Source organism: Nonomuraea sediminis, assembly GCF_018531495.1.
Taxonomy (GTDB): Bacteria; Actinomycetota; Actinomycetes; order Streptosporangiales; family Streptosporangiaceae; genus Nonomuraea; species Nonomuraea sediminis.
Map to the genome: position 1 here is coordinate 110,011 of NZ_JAHDTI010000017.1, position 20,358 is coordinate 130,368.

Genomic DNA, 20,358 nt, shown 5'->3' on the forward strand with positions numbered 1-20,358 from the left:
ATAGAATGTGTCCATGGCGAGACAGCGGGCTTTCGACAGGGACGCGGCGCTGGACAGCGCGATCCACGCGTTCTGGCGGCGCGGCTACGAGGCGACCTCGGTGGCCGAGCTCACCCAGGTCATGGGCATCAGGCCGCCGTCGCTGTACGCGGCCTTCGGCGACAAGATGCGCCTGTTCGAGGAGGCGGTGACCCGCTACGGCGCCACCTACGGCGCGTTCACCGTCCGCGCGATGGCCGAGGAGCCCACCGCCAGGGCGGCGATCGAGCGGGTGCTGCGCGAGGCGGCCACCGAGTACACCGATCCCGCGCACCCGCCGGGCTGCCTGATCGTGTCGGGGGCGGAGAACTGCGGTCCGGAGTCCACCGAGGCCGAGGAGCTGCTGCGCTCGTTCAGGACGACGTCGAAGGCGGCGATGAAGGCGCGGATCGAGGCCGACATCCACGCCGGTCGGCTACCCGCCGACACCGACGCCGAGTCGCTGACCGCCTTCTACGCCGCGATGATCCAGGGCATGTCCAAGCAGTCGCGCGACGGCGCCACCCGCGAGGCGCTCGAGCGGGTGGCCGAGCTGGCGATGAAGGCCTGGCCTACGCCAGCGTCGTGATCGCCTCGATCATCAGGTCCCAGAAGCGGTCGACGTCCAGGCCGACGGCGACGTGCGCGTTCGGCGGGCGCTTGAGCTTGTCGATCAGGTCGACGCTGGTCGCGCCCGACGTCTCGGTGCCGCGCAGCTCGATGTCGAGCCGGGTGTGCACGGTCTCGACCAGGCCTGGCTCGGCCACCAGCGCGACGGCCACCGGATCGTGCAGCGGGCCCTCGGGCATGCCCTGGTCGATCTCGTAGCTGTTGTTGAAGTACCGCAGCAGCTCGACGCCGAAGGCGGCCGTCGTGTTGCCGACGGCCGCGATGCGTTCGATCACCGAGGGGGTGATCAGCGCCTGGTGGGTGACGTTGAGGCCGACCATGGTGAAGCGCAGCCCGCTGTCGAGCACCATCACCACCGCCTCGGGGTCCGACCAGCTGTTGAACTCGGCGTACGGCGTGACGTTGCCCCGCCCGGTCGAGCCGCCCATCCACACGATCTCCCTGACCTTCGGCCAGCGGTCGGGGTACGCCCTGACGAAGAGCGCGATGTTGGTCAGCGGCCCGGTCGCGACGATCGTCACCGGCTCGGCGTAGGCGTCCAGGGTGTCCCTGATGAGCTCGACGGCCGGCCGCGGATCGGCGTCCACCGTGGGCTCGGGCAGCTCCGGGCCGCCCAGCGCGTTGGAGCCGTGGATCCACTCGGCCGGCTCGAGCGCCCGCACCAGCGGGCTGTCGGCTCCCTGGGCGATCGGCACCCCGGCGATGCCCGCCAGCCCGGTCACCACCCGGGCGTTGTAGGTGGTGTGCTCCAGCCGCCCGTTGCCGCCCACGGTGGTGATGGCCCGCAGGTCGATGCGGGGGTGCCCGGCCGCCAGCCAGATCGCGAAGACGTCGTCGTGCCCCGGATCGCAGTCGATGATGACGGGTACAGCCACGCTTCCCCCTTTCTCCGTCCTTAGTACCCAAGGTCCGAAGATGTACGGCGAGCCGCCTTCGTCGAAATGCCGACATAGGGGTGTTTGGCGCCACTATCGTCTGACGCATGAGCGACTACGCGATCACGTTCGACCTGGTCGACGCCGACTCCGATGGGCGGATCTCGGCTGACGAGCTGGTGCGGTTGATGGAAGTACTCGGGCAGCCGATCACCCAGGAGGCCGCCCAGGCCGGGGTGACCAAACTCGACAAGGACGGTGACGGCCTGATCGACCTGGAGGAGTTCGCCGCGTTCCTCGGTAAGTGACGTACCCATACAAATCTTCTGTCGCCTGGGTCACAATGGGCCGCAGGAGGGACGATGGGCATCAGGAGCGACACCCGGACACCGGCTGACATCGTGCAGACGCTGAGGGCGGGCATCGCACGTGTCTCGGCCGAGGTGATCGAGGAGATCCAGACCCGCATCCCCGAGTACGCCCGCCCGTCCGACGAGATCTACATCAAGGTCATCAGGATGGCCGTCGAGCAGGCCATCGACGGCTTCCTGGACCGTGTCGAGAACCCGCACGCCGCCTGGGACCCCGAGCCGTTCCGCATGATCGGCCGGGGCGAGGCCGCCGAAGGGCGCAACCTGGAGCCGCTGCAGACCGCGCTGCGCCTGGGCGCGCGGGTGAGCTGGCGGCGCCTGACCGACTTCGCCGAGCCGCTCGGCCTGTCTCCCCAGTCTCTCTACGACCTGGGCGAGGCCATCTTCATCTACCTGGACGAGCTGGCCGACGCCGCCGCCGAGGGCTTCGACGAGGCCAAGGCGCGTGCCGCCGGCGAGATGGAGCGCCGCCGTGCCCGCCTGCTCGACCTGCTGCTGACCCGCCCGCCCGCCGCGCTCGAGGCGATCGCGGACATGGCCAAGGCGGCGAACTGGCGGCTGCCGAAGACCGTGGCGTGCGTGTCGCTCGACGGGCGGCAGCGTCAGCTCGCGCTCTCCCCCGACGTGCTGATCGGCCAGGAGTGCCTGCTCGTGCCCGATCCCTGCGGACCTGGGCAGGCCAGGATGCTGGAGATCGCGCTGCACGGCATCAGGGCCGCGATCGGGCCGGCCGTACCGCTGCTGGAGGCGGCGACGTCGCTGCGGTGGGCCAGTGAGGCGCTCGAGCTGTCGCGGCGCGGCGTGCTGCCGCGCGGGCTGGTGCGCTGCACGGACCACATGGCCACGCTGATCGTCTTCAAGGACGAGGAGCTGGTCAGCGCGCTGGCCAGGGACAGGCTGGCGCCGCTGGCGCATCTGCGGCCCACCCAGCAGGACCGGCTGGCCGAGACGCTGCTGGCCTGGCTGCGGCACGGCCGCGGCGCGGGTGAGGTCGCGGCCAGGCTGCACGTGCACCCGCAGACGGTCCGGTACCGGCTGCGCCAGCTCGAGGAGTTGTACGGTGACCAGCTCGCCGACCCGGACATCCGTTTCGAGCTGGAGATCGTGCTGCGGGCCCGCCAGTCGGTCATGGACGGAACAGCCTGAGCCGCTCCTCCCCGATCCGCGCCCGCAGCGCGCGATCCTCCACGCCCAGGTCGGGCGCGGGCGCCAGCGCCAGCACCCCCACCTTGCCGACGTGCTCGTTCAGCTGTACGGCTCGCGCCGCCGCCCCCGCCTGGGCCAGCGGGAAGACCGCCGACAGCGTGGGGTGGATCATGCCCAGGGAGATCAGCCGGTTGACCTCGTGGCATTCCTGGTAGTTGGCGCCGTGTGAGCCGATGATCCGCTTGAGCCGCATCCACAGGTGCCGGTTGTCGTACTCGTGGGCGTACCCGCTGGACGATCCGCAGGTCACGACCGCGCCGCCGCGCTTGGCGACGTAGACCGAGGCGCCGAAGGTCTCGCGCCCCGTGTGCTCGAAGACGATCGCCGCGTCCTCGCCGACCAGCCGCCTGATCTCCGAGCCGAGCCTGCGCCAGTCCTTCTCGCCTTTCAGGTCCTCGTACTGGGTGCGGTCGATCACGTGCTCGCAGCCCATCCTGCGCAGCAGCTCCGCCTTCTCCTCCGAGCTCACCACGCCGACCGGGATGCCGCCGCCGTTCCTGACGAGCTGCACGCCGTACGCCCCGAGCCCGCCCGTGGCCCCCCACAGCAGCACCACGTCCCCCTGCCGCATGCGGGCCCCGCGCTCACCCACCAGCATCCGGTAGGCCGTCGCGGCGCACAGCAGGTTGCAGGCCGCCTCCTCCCAGGTCAGGTGGCGCGGCTTGGGCAGCAGTTGGGTGGCCTTGACGACGGCGAAGTCGGCCAGCCCGCCGAAGTTCGTCTCGAAGCCCCAGGCCCGCAGGTCGGCGGCGAGCATGCCGTCGTGCTGGGCGATCGGGTCCTCGCCGTCGATGTAGGCGGGCGCGGCCACGACGCGGTCGCCGACCTGCCAGCGCCGTACGGCGGCGCCGGTGCGGACCACGACCCCGGCCGCGTCGGAGCCGAGCACGTGGGTGGGCAGGTCGTGGCGGGGTCCCAGCCGCTTCAGGAAGGCGAACGTGGGGATTGGCTCGAACATCGCCGACCAGACCGTGTTGTAGTTGATCGCGCTGGCCATGACCGCGACCAGCACCTCGTCGGGGGCCAGTTCCGGCATGGGCACCTGGCCCACGTGGATCGACCTCCTGACGTCCTTGTCGGCGAAGCTGCCCACCTCGTCCTTGCGCAGGTGGGCGGCGCGGTAGGTGGACGGCACGGGCAGGCTCGCCAGCTCGGCGGGCTCCGCGCCGGAGACCACGGCCTCGGCCAGCGTCATGTCAGCCTCCTGTTCATGTGGTCGGCGACGACCTCGACGTGCGGGGGGTCGAGCAGGTTGAGGTGGTGCGAGCCGGGCACCTGGACGATCTCCAGGCCGGGGCTGTAGGGGCCGAACCCGCGGGCGGGGTCGTCGCGGTGGGCATACCTGGCGTCCTCGACGGCCCACGGGGTGGGCTCGGTGGAGCGGAAGAGCACGACCTCGCCCGCGTACGGCCGCGGCCGGTAGGCCTCGATGGCCCTGGTGTCCTCGTGCGAGGTGATCTGGTGACGCAGGATGGCGGGGCTCAGCATGCCCAGGACGCCCGACTCGGCGATGCGCCGCTCGGCCAGGTCGAGCTGTTGCCCCTCGTCCAGCTCCAGGAGGTCGTCCAGGGCGAGCTGGACGTCCACGCCATAGGTGTCACGAAGGTATCCGCAAAAATCCACGTATCGCTGGGAGCGGATCCGGGACAAGCGGTCCGCGGGGACCTCGTCGGGAAGGCCCGAGTCGATCATGAGGACGAGCTCGACGGCGCCTTCGAGCTGCCGCGCGACCTCGAAGGCCAGGATCCCGCCGAACGACCAGCCGCCGATCCTGTACTGCCCGCCACACGTGTCCGTGATCGCCTGGGCGTACCTCTCGGCCCTCCCGGGGATGTCGAGCGGTTCGTCCACCCGCTCGAGCCCGAGCACCGGAACGTCCAGGCGCGCCGCGAGCAGCGCGTACACGCCGGTGGTGCCGCCCGCCGGGTGTGCAAGGAACAGCGGCCTTCCCGTACGCACGTCGTTGAGCCGCCGTACCAGCCCGCGCCCGGCCTCGCCCTCGTCGGCCGCCCGGATCGCATCCGCGACCTGGGCCACGCTCGGCTGGTCGAACCCGCGGAGCGGCCGGCCGAGCTCCCTGGCGAGGAGGTCGAGCGCCGGGTTCACCACATCGGGCGGGATCTCGTCGGTGACCGAGGGCTCGTGGCCGAGCAGGCCCGCCACGACGCGGACGACCTGGCGTTCCGCCGCGTCCCGCGGCCCGATCCTGCGGGGCCCGCGCTGTGCCCGCAGCCCGAGCCCGGCGGCCACCGCGTCGGCGAGCTCGCCCAGCGTGCCGCCCTTGAGCAGCGGCGCCACGTCCACCACGACGCCGAAGTCGTACTCGATCATGCCGCGCAGCCTGGTCGCGGCCAGCGAGTCCAGCCCCAGCGCGGTCAGCACGGTCCCGTCGTCCAGCCACGCCTCGTCGTGCCCGAGCACCGCCGCGGCCCGCTGCCTGACCGTGGCCGCCACGTCGCCGGCGTCCCCGCGGTCCGCGGTTTCGCCGAAGTAGGCCAGCCGCCCGATGCCGGGGAACATCGCCACGGCGGCCTCCCTGTCCAGGCGGACCACGCCCGCTGACAGGTCGCGCTGGATGAGTGCTTCCAGCGCCTCGACGCCTTCCTCCTCGGTCAGCGCCTCGACGGCGGGCATCGCGGCGGCGCCCGTCCAGGTGCCCCAGGCGATGCCGATCCCCGGCAGGCCCTCGGCCCGGCGCAGCTCGATCAGCGCGTCCAGCCACGCGTTGGCCGTGGCGTAGGCGGCCTGCCCCGGCGAGCCGAGCAGCCCGGCCGCCGAGGAGAACCCGGCCCACCAGTCCAGGTCCAGGCCCTTGGTCGCCTCGTGCAGCCGCAGGGCGCCCTCGACCTTGGCCCGCCACACGTTCGCGAGGCCGGCATGGTCGAGGTCGGCGATGAGGCGGTCGTCGAGGACGCCCGCCGCGTGGACGATCCCGCGCAGGCGCATCCCGCCCTTGGTGGCCGCGGCCACGAGCCGCTCCGCCGTGCCGTCCTCGGCCAGGTCGCCCGCGACCAGCTCGCCCAGGACCTCGGTCGCGCGTCCTGTGCGGCCGTTGACGACGATGCGGGTGGCGCCGCGGTCGGCCAGCCAGCGTGCCACGATCCGGCCGAGCCTGCCGTACCCGCCGGTGATGATGTACGCGCCCGGGCCCGCCGCCGGGGTGGTCGTCGCCTCAGGAAGGGTGGTACGGCTCAGCCGCGCCGCGTACCGGGTGCCGTCCCGCCAGGCGATCTCGTCGTCCGCCGTCTCGCGCTCGTGGTCGAGGGCTTCGAGGGTGTCGACGTCGACCAGCTTGGCCCTGCACTCCGGGTGCTCCAGTGCCAGGACCCTGACCAGCGCCCGCAGCGACGCGGGGCCCGGATCCGGGCGGTCGGTGTCGAGGACGGCCTGCGCGTGCCGGGTCACGATCGTCAGGCGGGCGCCCTTCCTGGCCAGGTCGGCGAGCTCCAGGATCGTGTCCCTGGTCTCCCGCGGGGTCAGCCCGGGCGGCACGACCACCACGGTGCGGTCCGTCCTCTCCCCCACGGGATCGAGGGGCGCCGGGATCCAGGTGCGGTGGAGGAGCTTGCTTTCCAGGGTCACCGGGATCGGGACGTCGGGGAGGTCGGTTTCGCGGCAGGGGGCGGGGCCCGTCGTGGCGGTGGCGTGGGTGGTCCAGCGGCCCGCGGCGTTCTTGGCGGTGATGCGGATCTCGTCGCCGCGCAGGGTGATCGTGACGTCGGAGGGCAGCGGGAGCGGGGCGTGCAGGGTCACCTGCGACAGGGAGGCCTCGCCGTGCACCTGTGTGGCGGCCGCGGTGGCGAGGCGGGTCACGGCCTGGAGCGGGAGGACGGGGTGGCCGTGGCGGTGCCAGGCCGCCGGGTCGAGGCGCCAGGGAGGCTCGGACAGGTCGTCCAGGCGGGTGGTCCAGGCGTGGCCTTCCTGGGTCTCGACGTGCCGGCCGAGGAGGCGGTGACCTTCCGCCCGTCGTCGAGGCTCCGGCCAGTGGCGGGTGTGGTGCCAGGGCGGGGAAGGGACGTCGATGACGCGGCCGCGGGTGCGCGGGGGCACGGCGGTGGCCACGGTCGCCAGCTGGGTGTAGAAGGCCTCGTCGGTGCCGCGGGCCAGCGAGTGGGTGACCAGGGCCCGGGTGTGGGCGGTCGTGTCGTGGAGCGGGCTGGTGAGCAGGGGGTGGGGGCTGAGCTCGGTGAAGACGGTGTGGCCGTCCTCCGTGGCGGCCTGGACGGCCTGCATGAAGCGGACGGGGCGGCGTACTCCCGCGGCCCAGTAGGCGGGGTCGAACACCGGGGTCTGGCGGGGGTCGTCGAGGACCGTGGAGTAGGACGGCACGGCGGGCGGGCCGTACGAGAGATCCGCGAGTTCCTGCCTGATCCTCGGCAGGAGAGGCTGGACCTGGGGTGAGTGTCCCGCGCCCTCGGCGGTGAGCGTCCTGGCGAACAGGCCGCGGGCCTCGACCTCGGCGGCGTGGCGGGCCACGCGGTGCGGATCGCCGGTGACGACGACCTGGCGGGGCGCCGTGTGGACGGCGACGTGCAGGTCGTGCGGGATCTCCTCGGCGGGGACCTCGAGGACGGCCATCGCGCCGCCACCGCCGAGCGTGCCGAGCAGGCGGGCGCGGCGGCAGATCACGCGGACGGCGTCCGGCAGCGGCAGCGCGCCCGCCACGACGGCCGCGGCGACCTCGCCCATCGAGTGCCCGATCACCGCGGCCGGCTCGAACCCGTAGGCGGTCCACAGGCGGGCCAGCGCCACCTGGACGGCGAAGATCATCGGCTGGACGCAGGCCACGCCCTCCTGCGGGGCGAACACGTCGATGCCCGCCTCGGCCGTGAGCATCGGGGCGAGCTCGTCGATCGCGGCGCGGTAGGCGGGTTCGGCCGCGTACAGGGCACGGCCCATGCCGGGCCACTGCGAGCCGTACCCGCTGAACACCCACACCGGGCCCCTGCCCGGCGTGCCGCTTCGGGGTGTCAGGGTGGTGAGTCCGGCGGTCAGTTCGGCCGCGTCGCCCGCGACCAGGGCGGCGGCCACGTGACCGCGGCCCGCCCGTCTGGCCAGGGTGTGGGCGAGGTCTCCCAGGGGCGCGCCTGGGTCGAGGAGCGCGGCGTGCTCCCGGATCCTGTCGGGCGAGATGTCCGACAGGAGGACCACATGCTTGGCCGTGGGCGCCTGCTCCACCTTTTCGGAAATGTCGGGAAAGGCGTCGAGCGCGACGTGGGCGTTGGTTCCGCCGAATCCGAAGGCCGACACCCCGGCGCGTGCCCGCTTGGCGGGCCATGGGGTCGGACATGTCACGACCTGCAGCGCATCCCAGGAAATATGCGGATTCGGGGCGTGGTAGTGGAGGCTCGCCGGAATCGTCCCGTGGTGCAGGGCCAGCACGGTCTTGATCAGTCCGATCACCCCGGCCGCCGCCTCCAGATGCCCCAGGTTGGACTTCACCGACCCGATCAGCACCGGTCCCGGCAGCGCCGCCGTGATCGCCCGGGCCTCGATGGGATCCCCGAGGAACGTGCCGGTTCCGTGCGCCTCGACGTAGTCGGGGCCTCGGTCCAGCCCGCCGTACACCTCACGCAGGAGCTCTTCCTGAGCCAGGGGGTTGGGCGCGACGAGCCCGTTGGACCTGCCGTCCTGGTTGACCGCGCTCGCCCTGATCACCGCGAGCACCCGGTCGCCGTCGCGGATCGCATCGGCCAAGCGCTTGAGCACCACGACCCCGCACCCCTCGGCCCGCACCATCCCGTCGGCCGCCGCGTCGAACGCCTTGCACCGCCCGTCGGGAGCCGTCCCGCCGCCCCGGTCGAAGGCCACGGTGACCAGCGGTGAAAGCAGCAGGTTCACCCCGGCGGCCAGGGCCAGGTCGCACTCGCCCGACCGCAGGCTCCCGACGGCGAGATGCGTGGCCACCAGCGACGACGAGCACGCGGTGTCCACGGCCATCGACGGGCCGCGCAGGTCGAGCAGGTACGACAGCCGGTTGGCCGCGATGCTCAGTGCCGCGCCGGTGGCCGTCCACGCGTCCACCTGCGCCAGGTCGGCGCTCGTCAGGTAGGCGTACTCGTTCCCGGATATCCCGACATAGGCGGCGGTACGGCTGCCGCGCAGCGACCGTGGCGCGATGGCCGCGTGCTCCAGCGCCTCCCAGGCGGTCTCCAGGAGCAGCCGCTGCTGCGGGTCCATGGCGGCCGCCTCGCCGGGCGAGATCCCGAAGAACTCCGCGTCGAACCCGGCCACGTCGTCCAGGAACCCGCCGTGCCGCGTGGTCCCCGCCAGCACCTCCTCGGCCCCGGCCGACCCGTCGTCGAACGCCTCCCACCTGCCCGGCGGCACCTCGGACACCGCGTCCCCGCCCTCGATCAGCAGCCGCCAGAACGCCTCGGGACCGTGCGCCCCCGGCACCCTGCAGCCGACCCCGACCACCGCGATCGGCTCCCCCGGATCGCGCCGTCCTTCCTGGTTCCGAGTGGGCGGACCGCTCAGCGCGGCGGCCAGCCGGTCGATCGTCGGGTACTCCCACACCAGGGTGGGGCTCAGCTCCCGCCCCAGCAGCTCGGCCAGCTCGCCCGCGATCCCGACCGCGTCGCGCGACGACAGCCCGTACTCCTCCAGCGGCCGATCGAGGTCGACCTGCCCGCCTGGCACCTTGGCCGCGATCCGCTCGGCCAGGAAGCGGCGGATCTCGCCTTCGCCAACGTCCACGAGCGCTCCCATGCTCCTGGGGTGGTCGGTCAAGATACCCAGCGGTTCCGGCTCGGCGGGAGCTCCGAGTGGAACATTCTTCCGCTGCGATTTGTCACTCCAGCGCAGTTTTGTACGGCAGAGCGCAACTGCTACCGGCATTTCGTTGCGTCCGGTCATAGCTGGGCCGTGGCCGCGCCGCCTACCCTCGCCTCCCGTCGACTCGCGAAGGGACCACCCATGCGTTCCCTGCTAGCCCTGGCCACGGCCTTGCTCGTCGGCGTGAGCGCGAACCCGGCGCTCGCCGCGGATCCCGACTGGTCCCTCCTCCCAGGAGGGAATCAGGCCGCGCAGCGGCAGGCCGTACCTCAGCGGAAGACCGGCGGATACCAGCCGTGGCAGCCCGCGCTGCCCGGCCCGGCACGGGTGGTGGCGGAGCGGTGGGCGGGGGCGCGGACGCTGGACATCCTCGTCTCCTCGCCGTCGGTCGGGCGGCTGCTGCCGGTGCGGATCCTGGTGCCGCGCGGCTGGTCGAAGAGCGCGAAGCGGACCTGGCCGGTGCTGTACCTGCTGCACGGCGGGGCCGACGACTACACCTCGTGGACCAGGATGACGGACGTGGCCACGTTCACGCAGAACCTGGACGCGCTGGTCGTGATGCCGGAGGCGGGGCGGGCGGGCAACTACTCCGACTGGTACAACGGCGGCCGTGGCGGCCCGCCCGCCTGGGCCAGGTTCCACACCTACGAGGTGCGGCGACTGCTGGAGATCGGCTACCGGGCCGGAACGCGGCGGGCCATCGCCGGACTGTCGATGGGCGCGTACGGCGCGATGAAGTACGCGGCGCGAAACCCGGGCATGTTCCGCTTCGTCGGGGCCTACAGCGGCATCATGGCCACCGAGCTGCCCGGCATCCCCGCGCTCATCATGAACGCCCAGGCCAGCGAGAAGCAGGACCCGCTGGCGCTGTGGGGCGACCCGCTACGCGACAGGAAGATCTGGGCGGCCAACGACCCGCTGGTCCTGGCGCCCGGCCTGCGCGGCACCATGATCTACATGTCCAGCGGCACGACCAGCTTCCAGGGCCCACTGGACCCGCCCGGCTCCCCGTGGCACCCCGCCCACCTGGGCGAGCCCATCTCCGCCTACACGGCCAAGGCCCTGGACAAGCGGCTGACCGCGTTGCGCATTCCGCACGTGCTCAACCTCTACGGCAACGGCACCCACACCTGGCCGTACTGGACGCGGGAGTTCAAGAACTCCTACCCGATGATCCTGACCGCCCTGGGCCTGCCCGGCGGCGGCCCGCCCACCCCCGACGTGCCGCCCACCCAGAGCGACTGGCGCCTGACGACTTCCTAGACGTGAATAAGGACCTGGCCGAAGACCGCTGACAGGTTCTTCAGGTCGGTGGCCTGGTCGGTCTCGGGGTTGGCCGGGTCGTAGATCGTGGCCAGGCGGGAGTGCAGCGCGGTGAGCTTCTTCAGGTCGTCCCAGGTGGTGCTGGCGCCCCACTTCTCACCGTAGGCCCGGTGGACCTGCCCCTGCTGGTCCTGCCAGCGCGTCCACAGCGTGACCGTCGACGCACCCGCGTCCTGGAGCGGCGTGGCGACCCGGGCCGCGATCACCTTGGTGGAGTCCTCGGAGGCGGTGGCGTTCTGCGTGGGCTGGGCGGCGGCGAAGGAGGCGTCCTCCGCGGCGATCTGCGCGTAGGCGTCCCACGCGCGAGCCCTGACCTGGATCCACTGGTTGCGCTGCGCCGTGGCGGTGTCGATCTTCCAGGTCGAGTAGTCGGTGCCGCTGTCGAGCGCGAGCTGGTCGAGCTGGCCCTTGGCCAGCCAGGCGCCCACCCGGTCGGGGTTGAGCAGCGGGTACTTCTCGGACATCGCGGTCTTGCACGCGTCGTTGGCCCCGCACCCGAACACCGGCATCACCGTGTGCGCCGCCAGCCGCTTGCCCGGCAGTGTCCTGCGCAGCGCGGCCGAGGTCTCGGAGACGAACTTGTCCAGCTCGTCGGCGTCCTGGAAGGTCTGGTTGTACCCGAGCTGCGTGGCGAACCGAACCCCCACGACGCCGTCCTGGTAGGCCAGCGGGGCCAGCTGCTTGACCGCCTCGTCCAGCTTGCCGGCCTTCCAGTCGTCGGCCAGGTCGGTGTCGATCCAGACCCGCATGCCGTTCGTCGCGGCGGCCTTGACCGCCTGCCCGCCGGTGGTCTTCTCGGCCTTGGCCAGGTCCTGCTTGGACACCTCCGAGGGGTCCACGAAGCACTGGTCGCCGTTGGTGCACTCCGGGGTGCCGCCGTCCTCCGCGCCAGGCACGTCAGGGTCGCCGTCGCCATGGGCCTCGCTGTCCGGGGTGTCGTTCGGGCAGGTGTTGGCCGGGTCCGTGCAGTCCGCGGTGTATCCCGTGGGCGGGTTGGCTGCCTGCATGTTCTGGTTGTCGTTGTTGCTCCAGAACCGGACGATGTCCTCGACCTGGTCCGGCGTGGCCATCCAGTTGCACACCACGTACGCCGGAGTGCCGTCGGCCAGCAGATCGTTGCAGCTCTTCGGATCGTCCTGCGACCAGGCGGGCACGCCCACCCCCAGCAGAGAGAGCGTCAGTCCGATGACCAGGATCGGCCTCAAGCGCATGGCGTCGACTCCAAGGGGGGTGATCACGGGGCACTTCGCACAATATCCGGATGATCAGCTACCTTCAACGCAAACGACCGCGTTCTTCACCCCGTCTTCAACTCGCAGTCGCCTCCCCAGTTGTGCCGCCCTCTCGCGATATCCCGGTACGGCCAGCAGCCGCGCCCCCAATTCCCGCGCGGTCAGCTCCGCGATCGGCAACGGCGCGGGCCCGACTCCCAACTCCGCGACCCGCCGCCCCCAGAACGGCTGATCGGAAAAGAACGGGCACACCACGGAGGGCACCCCCGCCGTCAGCCCCGCCGCCGTGGTCCCCGCCCCACCGTGATGCACCACGGCCGCCACCCGCCGGAACAACGCCGCATGATCGACCTCCCCCACGCTCAGCACGTCGTCCCGCCCTTCGACGGGCAACCCCTGAACGATCCCCCGCATCCCCGCGATCCGCAGCCCCGCAACCACCTGCTCCGCAACCCGCTCAGGCGAGTCGGGCACCATGCTCCCGAACCCCACGAACACCGGCGCCTCGCCATCCTCCAAAAACCCCTGCACGTCCTGCCCTCCGTCCTGGGTGGAGGGCATCCGCCAGTACCCGGTCATGTGCACCCACGAAGGCCAATCCCGCGGCCTGGGCACCACCAGCGGGCTGACCCCGCACAACACCGGCACCCGATCCCGCCGATCCGCCACGAACGCACTCCCCCGCAGCGGCCCCAACCCCAACACCCTGCCGCGCAGCCGATTCACCATCCGCCCGAGCACCACCCAAGCCAGCCGCTCCACCACCGCATAGCTGGCCCGGTTCACCACCCTCCCCGAGCTCCGCCCCCCGAAGAGCGGATTCAGGAACTCGCTGGTCGGCTCACTCGGCTGAAACTGCAGGATCCGGTACGGCACGCCGTACTTGTCATGCAAATGCCGCCCGAACGCCCCCAACGCCGGCGCCAACACCATGTCAGCCCCTGCACAAGCGGCATCCACCTCCACCACCAGCTTCTCCGCCAGCGGCTCCACCACCTGCCGAAACCCCCGGACAAACCCCAACGGCCCGCTCCGCAACCAGGCCCGCCCCTCCGCACTCTCCACAACCGCCGCCGGATCCACCCCCAACCCCGCAAACCCCACCCCACCGGCAAGGTGCGCGTACCGCTCGGGCGCGATGAGAACGACGTCGTGCCCCCGAGCCCCGAGCGCATGAGCCAACGCCGCGCACGGCTGCGTATCCCCCCGAGAACCAAGCCCCACAACAGCCACCCTCACGGGAACACCCCCGCCCAGGCGGTCCCCCACCCTCGCAGGCCCACCCTCACAAGACCGCCCTCACAGGAGCACCCCGCTCTTGCCGGGCCTGCCCTCACGGGAGCCTCTGCGCTGCCGCTGGGGCGTCGGCGCCTCGGGGGAGCATCACTGTGCTTATCGCTGCTCCGGCGAGGACGAGCGTGGCGGCGGCCAGCAGGCCGATGCGGTATCCGGTGGCCAGGCTCCCGGCCGCCTGCACCACGGCACCCACGGCGGCGATCCCGAAGAGCCCGGAGATCTCCCGGCTGACCGAGAACACCCCACCCGCGACCCCGGCCCGCGACTCCGGCACACCCGCCAGCACCGCCGACCCCAACGGGATCGTCAACGCCGACCCGACCCCGATCGCCCCGACGGCGGGCACCAACCGCTCCCACCCGTCCCCCGGCCCCAGGAACGCCGCCGCCAACATCCCCGCGGCCACCAGCACGAGCCCGATCCCCACGGTCCGCCCCGCACCGATCGCCCGCTCCAGAACCGGTACCACCGGCGTCACCAGCACGACCAACATCGCCAACGGCACGAACGCCATCCCAGAACCAGTAGGCGTGAACCCCAGCACCTCCTGCAGAAAGAGCGCCGTGTAAAAGAACACCCCGTTGACGCCCAACCCCCACAACACCTGCGCCAACACACCCCCGGTGAACCCCCGCGACGCGAACAACCGCAGATCCACCATCGGCTCCCGCGCCACCCGCTCCACCACCACGAAAGCCCCCGCCCCCACCACACACACGCCCACCGCCACCCCAATGGGCACGGACCCCCAGCCGTACTCACCCCCATGAATGAGCGCGAACGTCCCCGCCCCCAACACCACCCCCGAAGCCACCACCCCAGGAACATCCACCGCCACAGGCGCAGACACCCCCGAGGTCGGACGGAATTCGTGGCGATCCGTCGGTCCGCCCATCCCAGCAAACGCGAGGGAATCCGGCGGCGTCGGTGCACGTGCTCTCGGGGGCTCTGTGGGGAGTGTCAGTGCGGCGAGGGTGATCACCGTGGCGCCGAAGGGGGCGTTCAGGAGGAAGATCCAGCTCCAGTGGGCGTGCTGGCTGAGGTAGCCGCCCACGACCGGGCCCAGGGCCAGGGCCGCGGCGCCGGAGGCCATCCAGACCGCCACGCCTGCCGAGCGGTCGCGGTCCTCACGCCCGGCGAGTACGGCGAGCGTCGCCGGCAGCACCAGCGCCGCGCCCACCCCCTGCGCCACCCGGGCGGCCACCAGCACCTGGATCGACGTGGCCAGCCCGGCGGCCAGCGACGCCCCGGTGAACAGGGTCATCCCCGCCAGGAGCATGCGGCGCCTACCGTACACGTCGGCCAGGCGCCCGCCCGCCAGCATCAGCCCGCCGAACGCGACGATGTACCCGGTCGCCACCCACTCCAGCGCGGCCAGCCCCGCCCCCAGATCGCGCTGAATACTCGGCAACGCCACGGTCACCACGGTGTTGTCCAACGTCGTGATGAACCCGGCCAGACCCACCACCACCAACACAAGCCCGCCCCGCCCCCCGGCCACTACGGAGGCCCTCATAGGTCCACCTCCACCCACACCCACCCCGGACCGTCAGGGTTCGCCTTCACCACCCGAGTACGGCCGGCCGCCACCCTGACCCACCCAGTCACCTCCGCGTCCCCACCCCCATCCACCTCACCCACACCCCTGCCGCCCTCGGCCTCCCCCGGCACAACACCGTTGACCGCGCCCCTACCGCCCTCGGCCGCCTCGGGGCTGACGCCTGTGGCCTCGCTCGTTCCGGGCGCGCCTCTGCCGTACTCGGCCGCCTCAGGCGTGACACGTGTGGCCTCGCTCGTTCTGGGCGCGCCTCTGTCGTACTCGGTTGCCTCGGGCGTGACGCGTGTGGCCTCGTTTTCTCTGGGCGCGCCTCTGCCGAGCTCGGGCGTGAGGCCATCTGACTCCGGCGTGACAGTCCTGGCCTCGGCCTGTCTGGGCGCCTCGCTGCCGAACTCGGGGGGCTTGGGGGCGTATGGGTCTCTGCGCTTGGACTGGTCGTTCGGGATGGGGACTTCGGAGGAGACGGGGACCGGGTCGGTGTCCACGCCGAATGCGGCTGGGCGGCCGTTTCGTGTCACGCCTGGCGTTCGCGTGGTTGGCGACTCCGTGGCCGTGGCGTTGGCTGGGTCCGTCTCGGGTTCCTCGGCCCAGTGCCAGCCGGGGCCGTTCGGGTTCGGCTTGACGACCTTGCGTCGCCAAGTGCTCGCCGTACCAGGGCGCCGAGCTTCGCCGACGTCACTGCTCGCCGACCCGGCGCCCGGTGGGGTGGCGTGCGCGATACCGAGCGACGGCGACCCGGCGGGTCCTGGCGCAGGCGCGGCGAGCCCTGGCGCAGGCGCGATGGGTCCCGGCGCAGGCGTGGTGGGTCCCGGAGTAGGCGTGGTGGGCCCTGGCGCAGGCGCGGTGGGTCCCGGAGTGGGCGCGGCGGGTCCCGGAGTGGGCGCGGCGGGTCCCGGAGTGGGCGTGGTGGGCCCTGGCGTAGGAGTGGCGAGTCCCGGCGCAGGTGTGGCGGGTCCCGGGGTAGGCGTGGTGGGCCCTGGCGCAGGCGTGGTGGGGCCTGGGGAGCTTGCCGTACTGGGGCGGTGGGTGGAGGTGACGGGCTTGGGAGTGGTGGGGGGTGGGGCGAGGGACGGGGCGGGGCGGGCGGAGGTGATGGGCTTGGGGGCAGGAGGTGAAGCCAGGCTCACGGGGGTGGGAGGTGGGGCGAGGCCGGCGGGGGTGGTGCTGGGCGAGGCGAGGGCGGCGGAGGTGGTGCGGGATGAGGTGAGGCTGGCGGGGGTGGTGGTGGGTGAGAGGAGGTGGTTGGGGTCTGAGGGGGTGTGGCTGGGGAGGTGGTGGTGGAGGCGGCGGAGGAATGGGGGGAGCCACCAGTTGGCGGGGCCGAGGAGGCGCATCGTGGCGGGCACCAGGAGGGCCCGGACGAGGGTGGCGTCGATGACGATGGCCACGAACATGCCGACCCCGAGCAGCTTGACGATCGTGATCCCGGCGGTGGAGAAGGCGCCGATGACCACCAGGAGGAGGAGCGCGGCGCTGGTGATGACGCCGCCCGTCTGCTGGAGGCCGCGGGCGACGGCGGCCGTGTTGTCGCCGGTGCGGAGCCATTCGTGGCGGATGCGCGACAGGAGGAAGAGTTCGTAGTCCATCGACAGGCCGAAGACGACCGCGAGGATCAGGACCGTGACCGTGGCCTCGATGGTGCCGGTGGAGGTGAAGCGGAGGGCCGTGGCCAGGTGGCCGTCCTGGAAGGCCCAGACGATGACGCCGAAGGAGGCGCCGATGGACAGGACGTTCATCAGCAGCGCCTTGAGCGGCAGCAGTAACGACCCGAAGGCGGCGAACAGCAGCAGGAAGGTGGCCCCGCCGACGACCAGGGCCATCCACGGCAGGGTCCGCAGCAGGCTGGCCAGCAGGTCCATCTGGGCCGCCGTGGAGCCGCCGACCACGACCTGGCGGAAGTTCGGCTCCTTCGCCATCGATCTGATGAGCGTGACCAGGTTCTGCGCCTCGGTGGACATCGGGTCGTAGGAGTAGCGGACGGCCAGCCGTACCGCGCCGTTGGCCTGGGAGAAGCCGGCGAGGTCGACGCCGTCGACCCCGGGCAGCCGGCGCAGGCGGTCGGCGAAGGGCTTGGCGTCGAGCGGCGTGATGGGCGTGACGGCGCTGATCGGCGTGTGGCCCTGGCCGAACGGCCCGGGAGTGGCGGGTTTGTCGGTGAAGGTGCGTTCGATGAGCACGTGCACGTCGATGGTGGCCATCGAGTTGCGGGCGAAGTCGCGGTCGATGGTCTCGGCGACCTGCCGGCTCTCGGAGGCGGCGGGCAGCACCCGGTGGTCCACCTGGCCGAACTTCACGTGCAGGAACGGCATGGCCAGCGAGACCAGCACGAGCGTGACGATCCCGAGGTAGAGCACGGGGCGCCGCATCACGCTGGAGGCGATCCCGTGCCAGAAGGTCCCGCGGGCGAAGCCGAAGTCGGGCGTGATCCGCAGCGCGTCGACCCGCGGCCCCAGCACGCTCAGGACGGCGGGCAGCACGACCAGCGCCGACAGCATGGCCACGAGCACGACGGCGGCCGCGCCGAGCCCGATCGAATGCAGGAACATCTGCGGGAACAGCAGCAGCCCGAGCAGCGCCGTGGCCACGGTCAACCCCGAGAAGGCGACGGTACGGCCGGCCGTGGCCATCGTGTGCACCACGGCCTGCTCCGTGGTCGCCCCCCGCCTGATCTCCTCGCGGAAGGCGTTCAGCACGAACAGCGAGTAGTCGACGGCCAGCCCGAGCGCGAGCATGGTGACGACGTTCAGCGAGAACACCGACACCTGAGTGAGCTCGGTGAGCAGCCGCAGCAGCACGAGCGCGCCCACGACGGCGAACGCCCCGACGACCAGCGGCAGCCCGGCTGCCACCAGGCTGCCGAAGACGATGACGAGCAGCACGAGCAGCACCGGCATCGAGATCGCCTCGGCGCGGGCCAGGTCGGCGGCGGTCTGGTCGTTGAGTTCCTTGGTCAGCGGCACCGAGCCGCCCACTGAGACGTCGAGGTTCTGGACGCGTTTCAGCTGATCCTTGATGGCGGCGAAGGAGGCCTGCTTGTCGCCGCGCAGCGTGACCAGCGCGTAGGTGGAGTGCTCGTCACGAGATTTCAGCTCACGAGACCCCGTGGTCCAATATGTCGCCAATTTCGATACATAGGCGGCGGGCAGTGAACGCAGCGAGGCGTGCACCGCCCGTTTGAACCGCGGATCGTTCACCTTGACCTGCGGATGCCGGTAGAGCACGACCACGTCGGGCGCGCTGCCGCCGTACCAGTCCTTGCTCCAGTGCGCCGCCGTGGTCGACTCGGCGGACGGATCGTCGAACCCCCCGTCGGCCATCCGCCCGAACAGCTCCATCCCGAACGGCGCGACCAGCACGGCCACGGCCAGGCTCACGACGAGCAGCGTCCACCGACCCCGGTAGACGATGCGGCCGGCCGTCTCAAACAAACGCGCCCTCCAGGTAGGCCCGCAGGCACGCGCGCCGGGCGATCTTCCCGCTGGAGGTCCGCGGCACCGAGCCCGCATCGGCCAGCACGAAGTCGAACACCGACAGGTCGTGGAATTTCGCCACGGCGCCCCGCACTGACCGCGCCACCTCATCCAGCGAGGCAGCGCTCCCCCGGGAGCGTTCCGCCACCACGACCAGCCGCTCGGAGGACTCCCCCGGCACGGCGAACGCGGCCACGCGGTCCCTGCGCACCGCCGGGTGCGCCTCCTGCACGGTCACCTCGATGTCCTGCGGGTAGTGGTTGCGCCCGTCCACGATGACCAGGTCCTTGATCCGCCCGGTCACGTAGAGCCGCCCGTCGTGGATCACCCCCAGGTCGCCGGTCCGCAGCCAGCCCCCGGCGAACACCTCGGCCGTCCGCGCCGGGTCCCGCCAGTAGGCGCGGGCCACGTTCGGCCCGCGGACGCAGATCTCGCCGACCTCGCCGTCCGCCCTGGCCTCGCCGTACTCGCTGAAGATCTGCACGGTCTGGCCGGTGGGGCGGCCGCAGGAGACGAGCGTGCTGCGCGCCCCGATCGTGTACGGCACGGCGCGGCCGGCCCGCAGCGCGTCCCTGTCGAAGTCGGTGACCAGCGGGCGGGCGTCGCGTTCCATCGCGGCGACGAAGACGGTCGCCTCGGCGAGCCCGTAGGCGGGCGTGTGGGCCTCGGGGCGCAGCCCGCACCCGGCGAAGGCGGCATCGAAGGCCTCGATCGTGCCCGGCCGTACCGGTTCCGCGCCGTTGAGCATCACCTGGACGCCCGACAGGTCGAGCCCGGCCTTGTCGGCGTCGCTGACGCGGGCGGCGGTGTACTCGAAGGCGAAGTTGGGCGCGCCGGTGTAGGCGTCGGCGTGCTCGCCGAGCAGCTGGAGCCAGCGCACGGGCCGCATGACGAAGGCCACCGGGTCCATGAACACGGCGTGGTTGCCGCCCACCACGGGCATGGCCACGATCGACACCAGCCCCATGTCGTGGAACAGCGGCAGCCACAGCACCGCCACCGAGGTCCGCGGCTTGGCGCGGAAGGCCTCCCACAGCTGCGCGGCGTTGGCGGCCAGGTTGCCGTGGGTGATCTCCACCCCGGCGGGCGTCCTGGTGGACCCGGAGGTGTACTGCAGGTAGGCCAGGTCGCCGGGGCTCGCCTGATGCCCCTCCCACTCGTCGGCCAGCAGGTCGGAGACGGTGTCCAGCAACAAGACCGCTTTCGGCTCCGACGGCAGGAACTCCCGTACGGCGGGCAGCGCGGAAGACGTGGTCAGCACGAGCGCGGGATCGGCGTCGGCATAGGCGCACGAGAGCCGCTCGGCGTGCCCGGGCAGATCGGGCGTGAACAGCGGAACGGCCACGACCCCGGCGTACAGGGCGCCGAGCACCCCCACCACGTAGTCCAGTCCCTGCGGGGCCATGATGGCCGCCCTGTCCCCGGGTCCCGCCAGCTCGCGCAGCCGTACGGCCAGCGCCCTGGCCCTGAGGTCGGCCTGCCGCCAGGTCAGGGTGTGCCGCGCGCCATCGCCAAGATAGTCCACGAAAACGTAGGCAGGCGCGTCAGGTGACACGCGCGCCCACCGCGCAACCTGGGCGATCAGTGCGTCAGGCATGCGTG

General features: G+C 72.0%; 12 protein-coding genes. 4 read left to right on the forward strand and 8 right to left on the reverse strand.

Annotated elements, in window-relative coordinates; translation table 11 throughout:
* The first annotated feature begins 13 nt into the window (after positions 1-13).
* Positions 14-607, forward strand: a complete 594-nt coding sequence (locus tag KIK09_RS48730; protein WP_214326403.1) for a TetR/AcrR family transcriptional regulator — start codon at positions 14-16, stop codon at positions 605-607.
* Here KIK09_RS48730 and KIK09_RS48735 read toward each other — a convergent pair.
* On the reverse strand, positions 591-1,523 hold the full coding sequence (locus KIK09_RS48735; protein WP_214326404.1) for a nucleoside hydrolase: 933 nt from the start codon (positions 1,521-1,523) through the stop codon (positions 591-593). The genes KIK09_RS48730 and KIK09_RS48735 overlap by 17 nt on opposite strands.
* A 107-nt stretch (positions 1,524-1,630) precedes the next feature.
* Between KIK09_RS48735 and KIK09_RS48740 the strand changes: the two genes are divergently transcribed.
* Positions 1,631-1,831, forward strand: coding sequence for an EF-hand domain-containing protein (locus KIK09_RS48740; protein ID WP_214326405.1), 201 nt, complete (start codon positions 1,631-1,633; stop codon positions 1,829-1,831).
* 54 nt (positions 1,832-1,885) lie between these two features.
* Entirely contained in the window at positions 1,886-3,040 is a 1,155-nt protein-coding gene (locus KIK09_RS48745) for a PucR family transcriptional regulator (RefSeq protein WP_250575012.1), read from the forward strand.
* Here the strand turns inward: KIK09_RS48745 and ccrA are convergent.
* Together ccrA and KIK09_RS48755 are read right to left on the reverse strand one after the other, a co-directional pair.
* Positions 3,021-4,295, reverse strand: a complete 1,275-nt coding sequence (gene ccrA / locus KIK09_RS48750; protein ID WP_214326406.1) for a crotonyl-CoA carboxylase/reductase — start codon at positions 4,293-4,295, stop codon at positions 3,021-3,023. The genes KIK09_RS48745 and ccrA overlap by 20 nt on opposite strands.
* Positions 4,292-9,799, reverse strand: coding sequence for a type I polyketide synthase (locus tag KIK09_RS48755; RefSeq protein ID WP_214326407.1), 5,508 nt, complete (start codon positions 9,797-9,799; stop codon positions 4,292-4,294). The genes ccrA and KIK09_RS48755 overlap by 4 nt, the downstream gene beginning before the upstream one ends.
* A gap of 219 nt (positions 9,800-10,018) precedes the next feature.
* Between KIK09_RS48755 and KIK09_RS48760 the strand changes: the two genes are divergently transcribed.
* A complete protein-coding gene (locus tag KIK09_RS48760) occupies positions 10,019-11,140 on the forward strand; it encodes an alpha/beta hydrolase (RefSeq protein WP_214326408.1) in 1,122 nt (373 codons plus the stop codon).
* Here KIK09_RS48760 and KIK09_RS48765 read toward each other — a convergent pair.
* The 5 genes from KIK09_RS48765 to KIK09_RS48785 all read right to left on the reverse strand — a co-directional run bounded on the left by KIK09_RS48765 (position 11,137) and on the right by KIK09_RS48785 (position 20,353).
* The gene (locus KIK09_RS48765) at positions 11,137-12,411 is read right to left on the reverse strand and encodes a hypothetical protein (protein ID WP_214326409.1); all 1,275 of its coding nucleotides are present in this window, start codon (positions 12,409-12,411) and stop codon (positions 11,137-11,139) included. The two genes, KIK09_RS48760 and KIK09_RS48765, sit on opposite strands and share 4 nt — an antisense overlap.
* Before the next feature lie 54 nt (positions 12,412-12,465).
* A complete protein-coding gene (locus KIK09_RS48770) occupies positions 12,466-13,701 on the reverse strand; it encodes a glycosyltransferase (RefSeq protein WP_308164749.1) in 1,236 nt (411 codons plus the stop codon).
* Between the two features lie 64 nt (positions 13,702-13,765).
* Positions 13,766-15,244 carry an MFS transporter gene (locus tag KIK09_RS48775; protein WP_214326411.1) on the reverse strand — a complete coding sequence of 493 codons (1,479 nt, stop codon included), beginning with the start codon at positions 15,242-15,244 and terminating at the stop codon, positions 13,766-13,768.
* Positions 15,241-18,714 carry an MMPL family transporter gene (locus tag KIK09_RS59745; protein ID WP_214326412.1) on the reverse strand — a complete coding sequence of 1,158 codons (3,474 nt, stop codon included), beginning with the start codon at positions 18,712-18,714 and terminating at the stop codon, positions 15,241-15,243. The genes KIK09_RS48775 and KIK09_RS59745 overlap by 4 nt, the downstream gene beginning before the upstream one ends.
* A complete protein-coding gene (locus KIK09_RS48785; RefSeq protein ID WP_214326413.1) occupies positions 18,707-20,353 on the reverse strand; it encodes a fatty acyl-AMP ligase in 1,647 nt (548 codons plus the stop codon). Before KIK09_RS48785 ends, KIK09_RS59745 begins: the two co-directional genes overlap by 8 nt.
* Positions 20,354-20,358: the final 5 nt, after the last annotated feature.

Coding starts and splice junctions, on each gene's coding strand:
- KIK09_RS48760 (WP_214326408.1), top strand. CDS start 10,019: ATGCGTTCCCTGCTAGCCCTGGCCACGGCCTTGCTCGTCGGCGTGAGC.
- ccrA (WP_214326406.1), bottom strand. CDS start 4,295: ATGACGCTGGCCGAGGCCGTGGTCTCCGGCGCGGAGCCCGCCGAGCTG.
- KIK09_RS48730 (WP_214326403.1), top strand. CDS start 14: ATGGCGAGACAGCGGGCTTTCGACAGGGACGCGGCGCTGGACAGCGCG.
- KIK09_RS48765 (WP_214326409.1), bottom strand. CDS start 12,411: ATGCGCTTGAGGCCGATCCTGGTCATCGGACTGACGCTCTCTCTGCTG.
- KIK09_RS48785 (WP_214326413.1), bottom strand. CDS start 20,353: ATGCCTGACGCACTGATCGCCCAGGTTGCGCGGTGGGCGCGCGTGTCA.
- KIK09_RS48775 (WP_214326411.1), bottom strand. CDS start 15,244: ATGAGGGCCTCCGTAGTGGCCGGGGGGCGGGGCGGGCTTGTGTTGGTG.
- KIK09_RS48740 (WP_214326405.1), top strand. CDS start 1,631: ATGAGCGACTACGCGATCACGTTCGACCTGGTCGACGCCGACTCCGAT.
- KIK09_RS48745 (WP_250575012.1), top strand. CDS start 1,886: ATGGGCATCAGGAGCGACACCCGGACACCGGCTGACATCGTGCAGACG.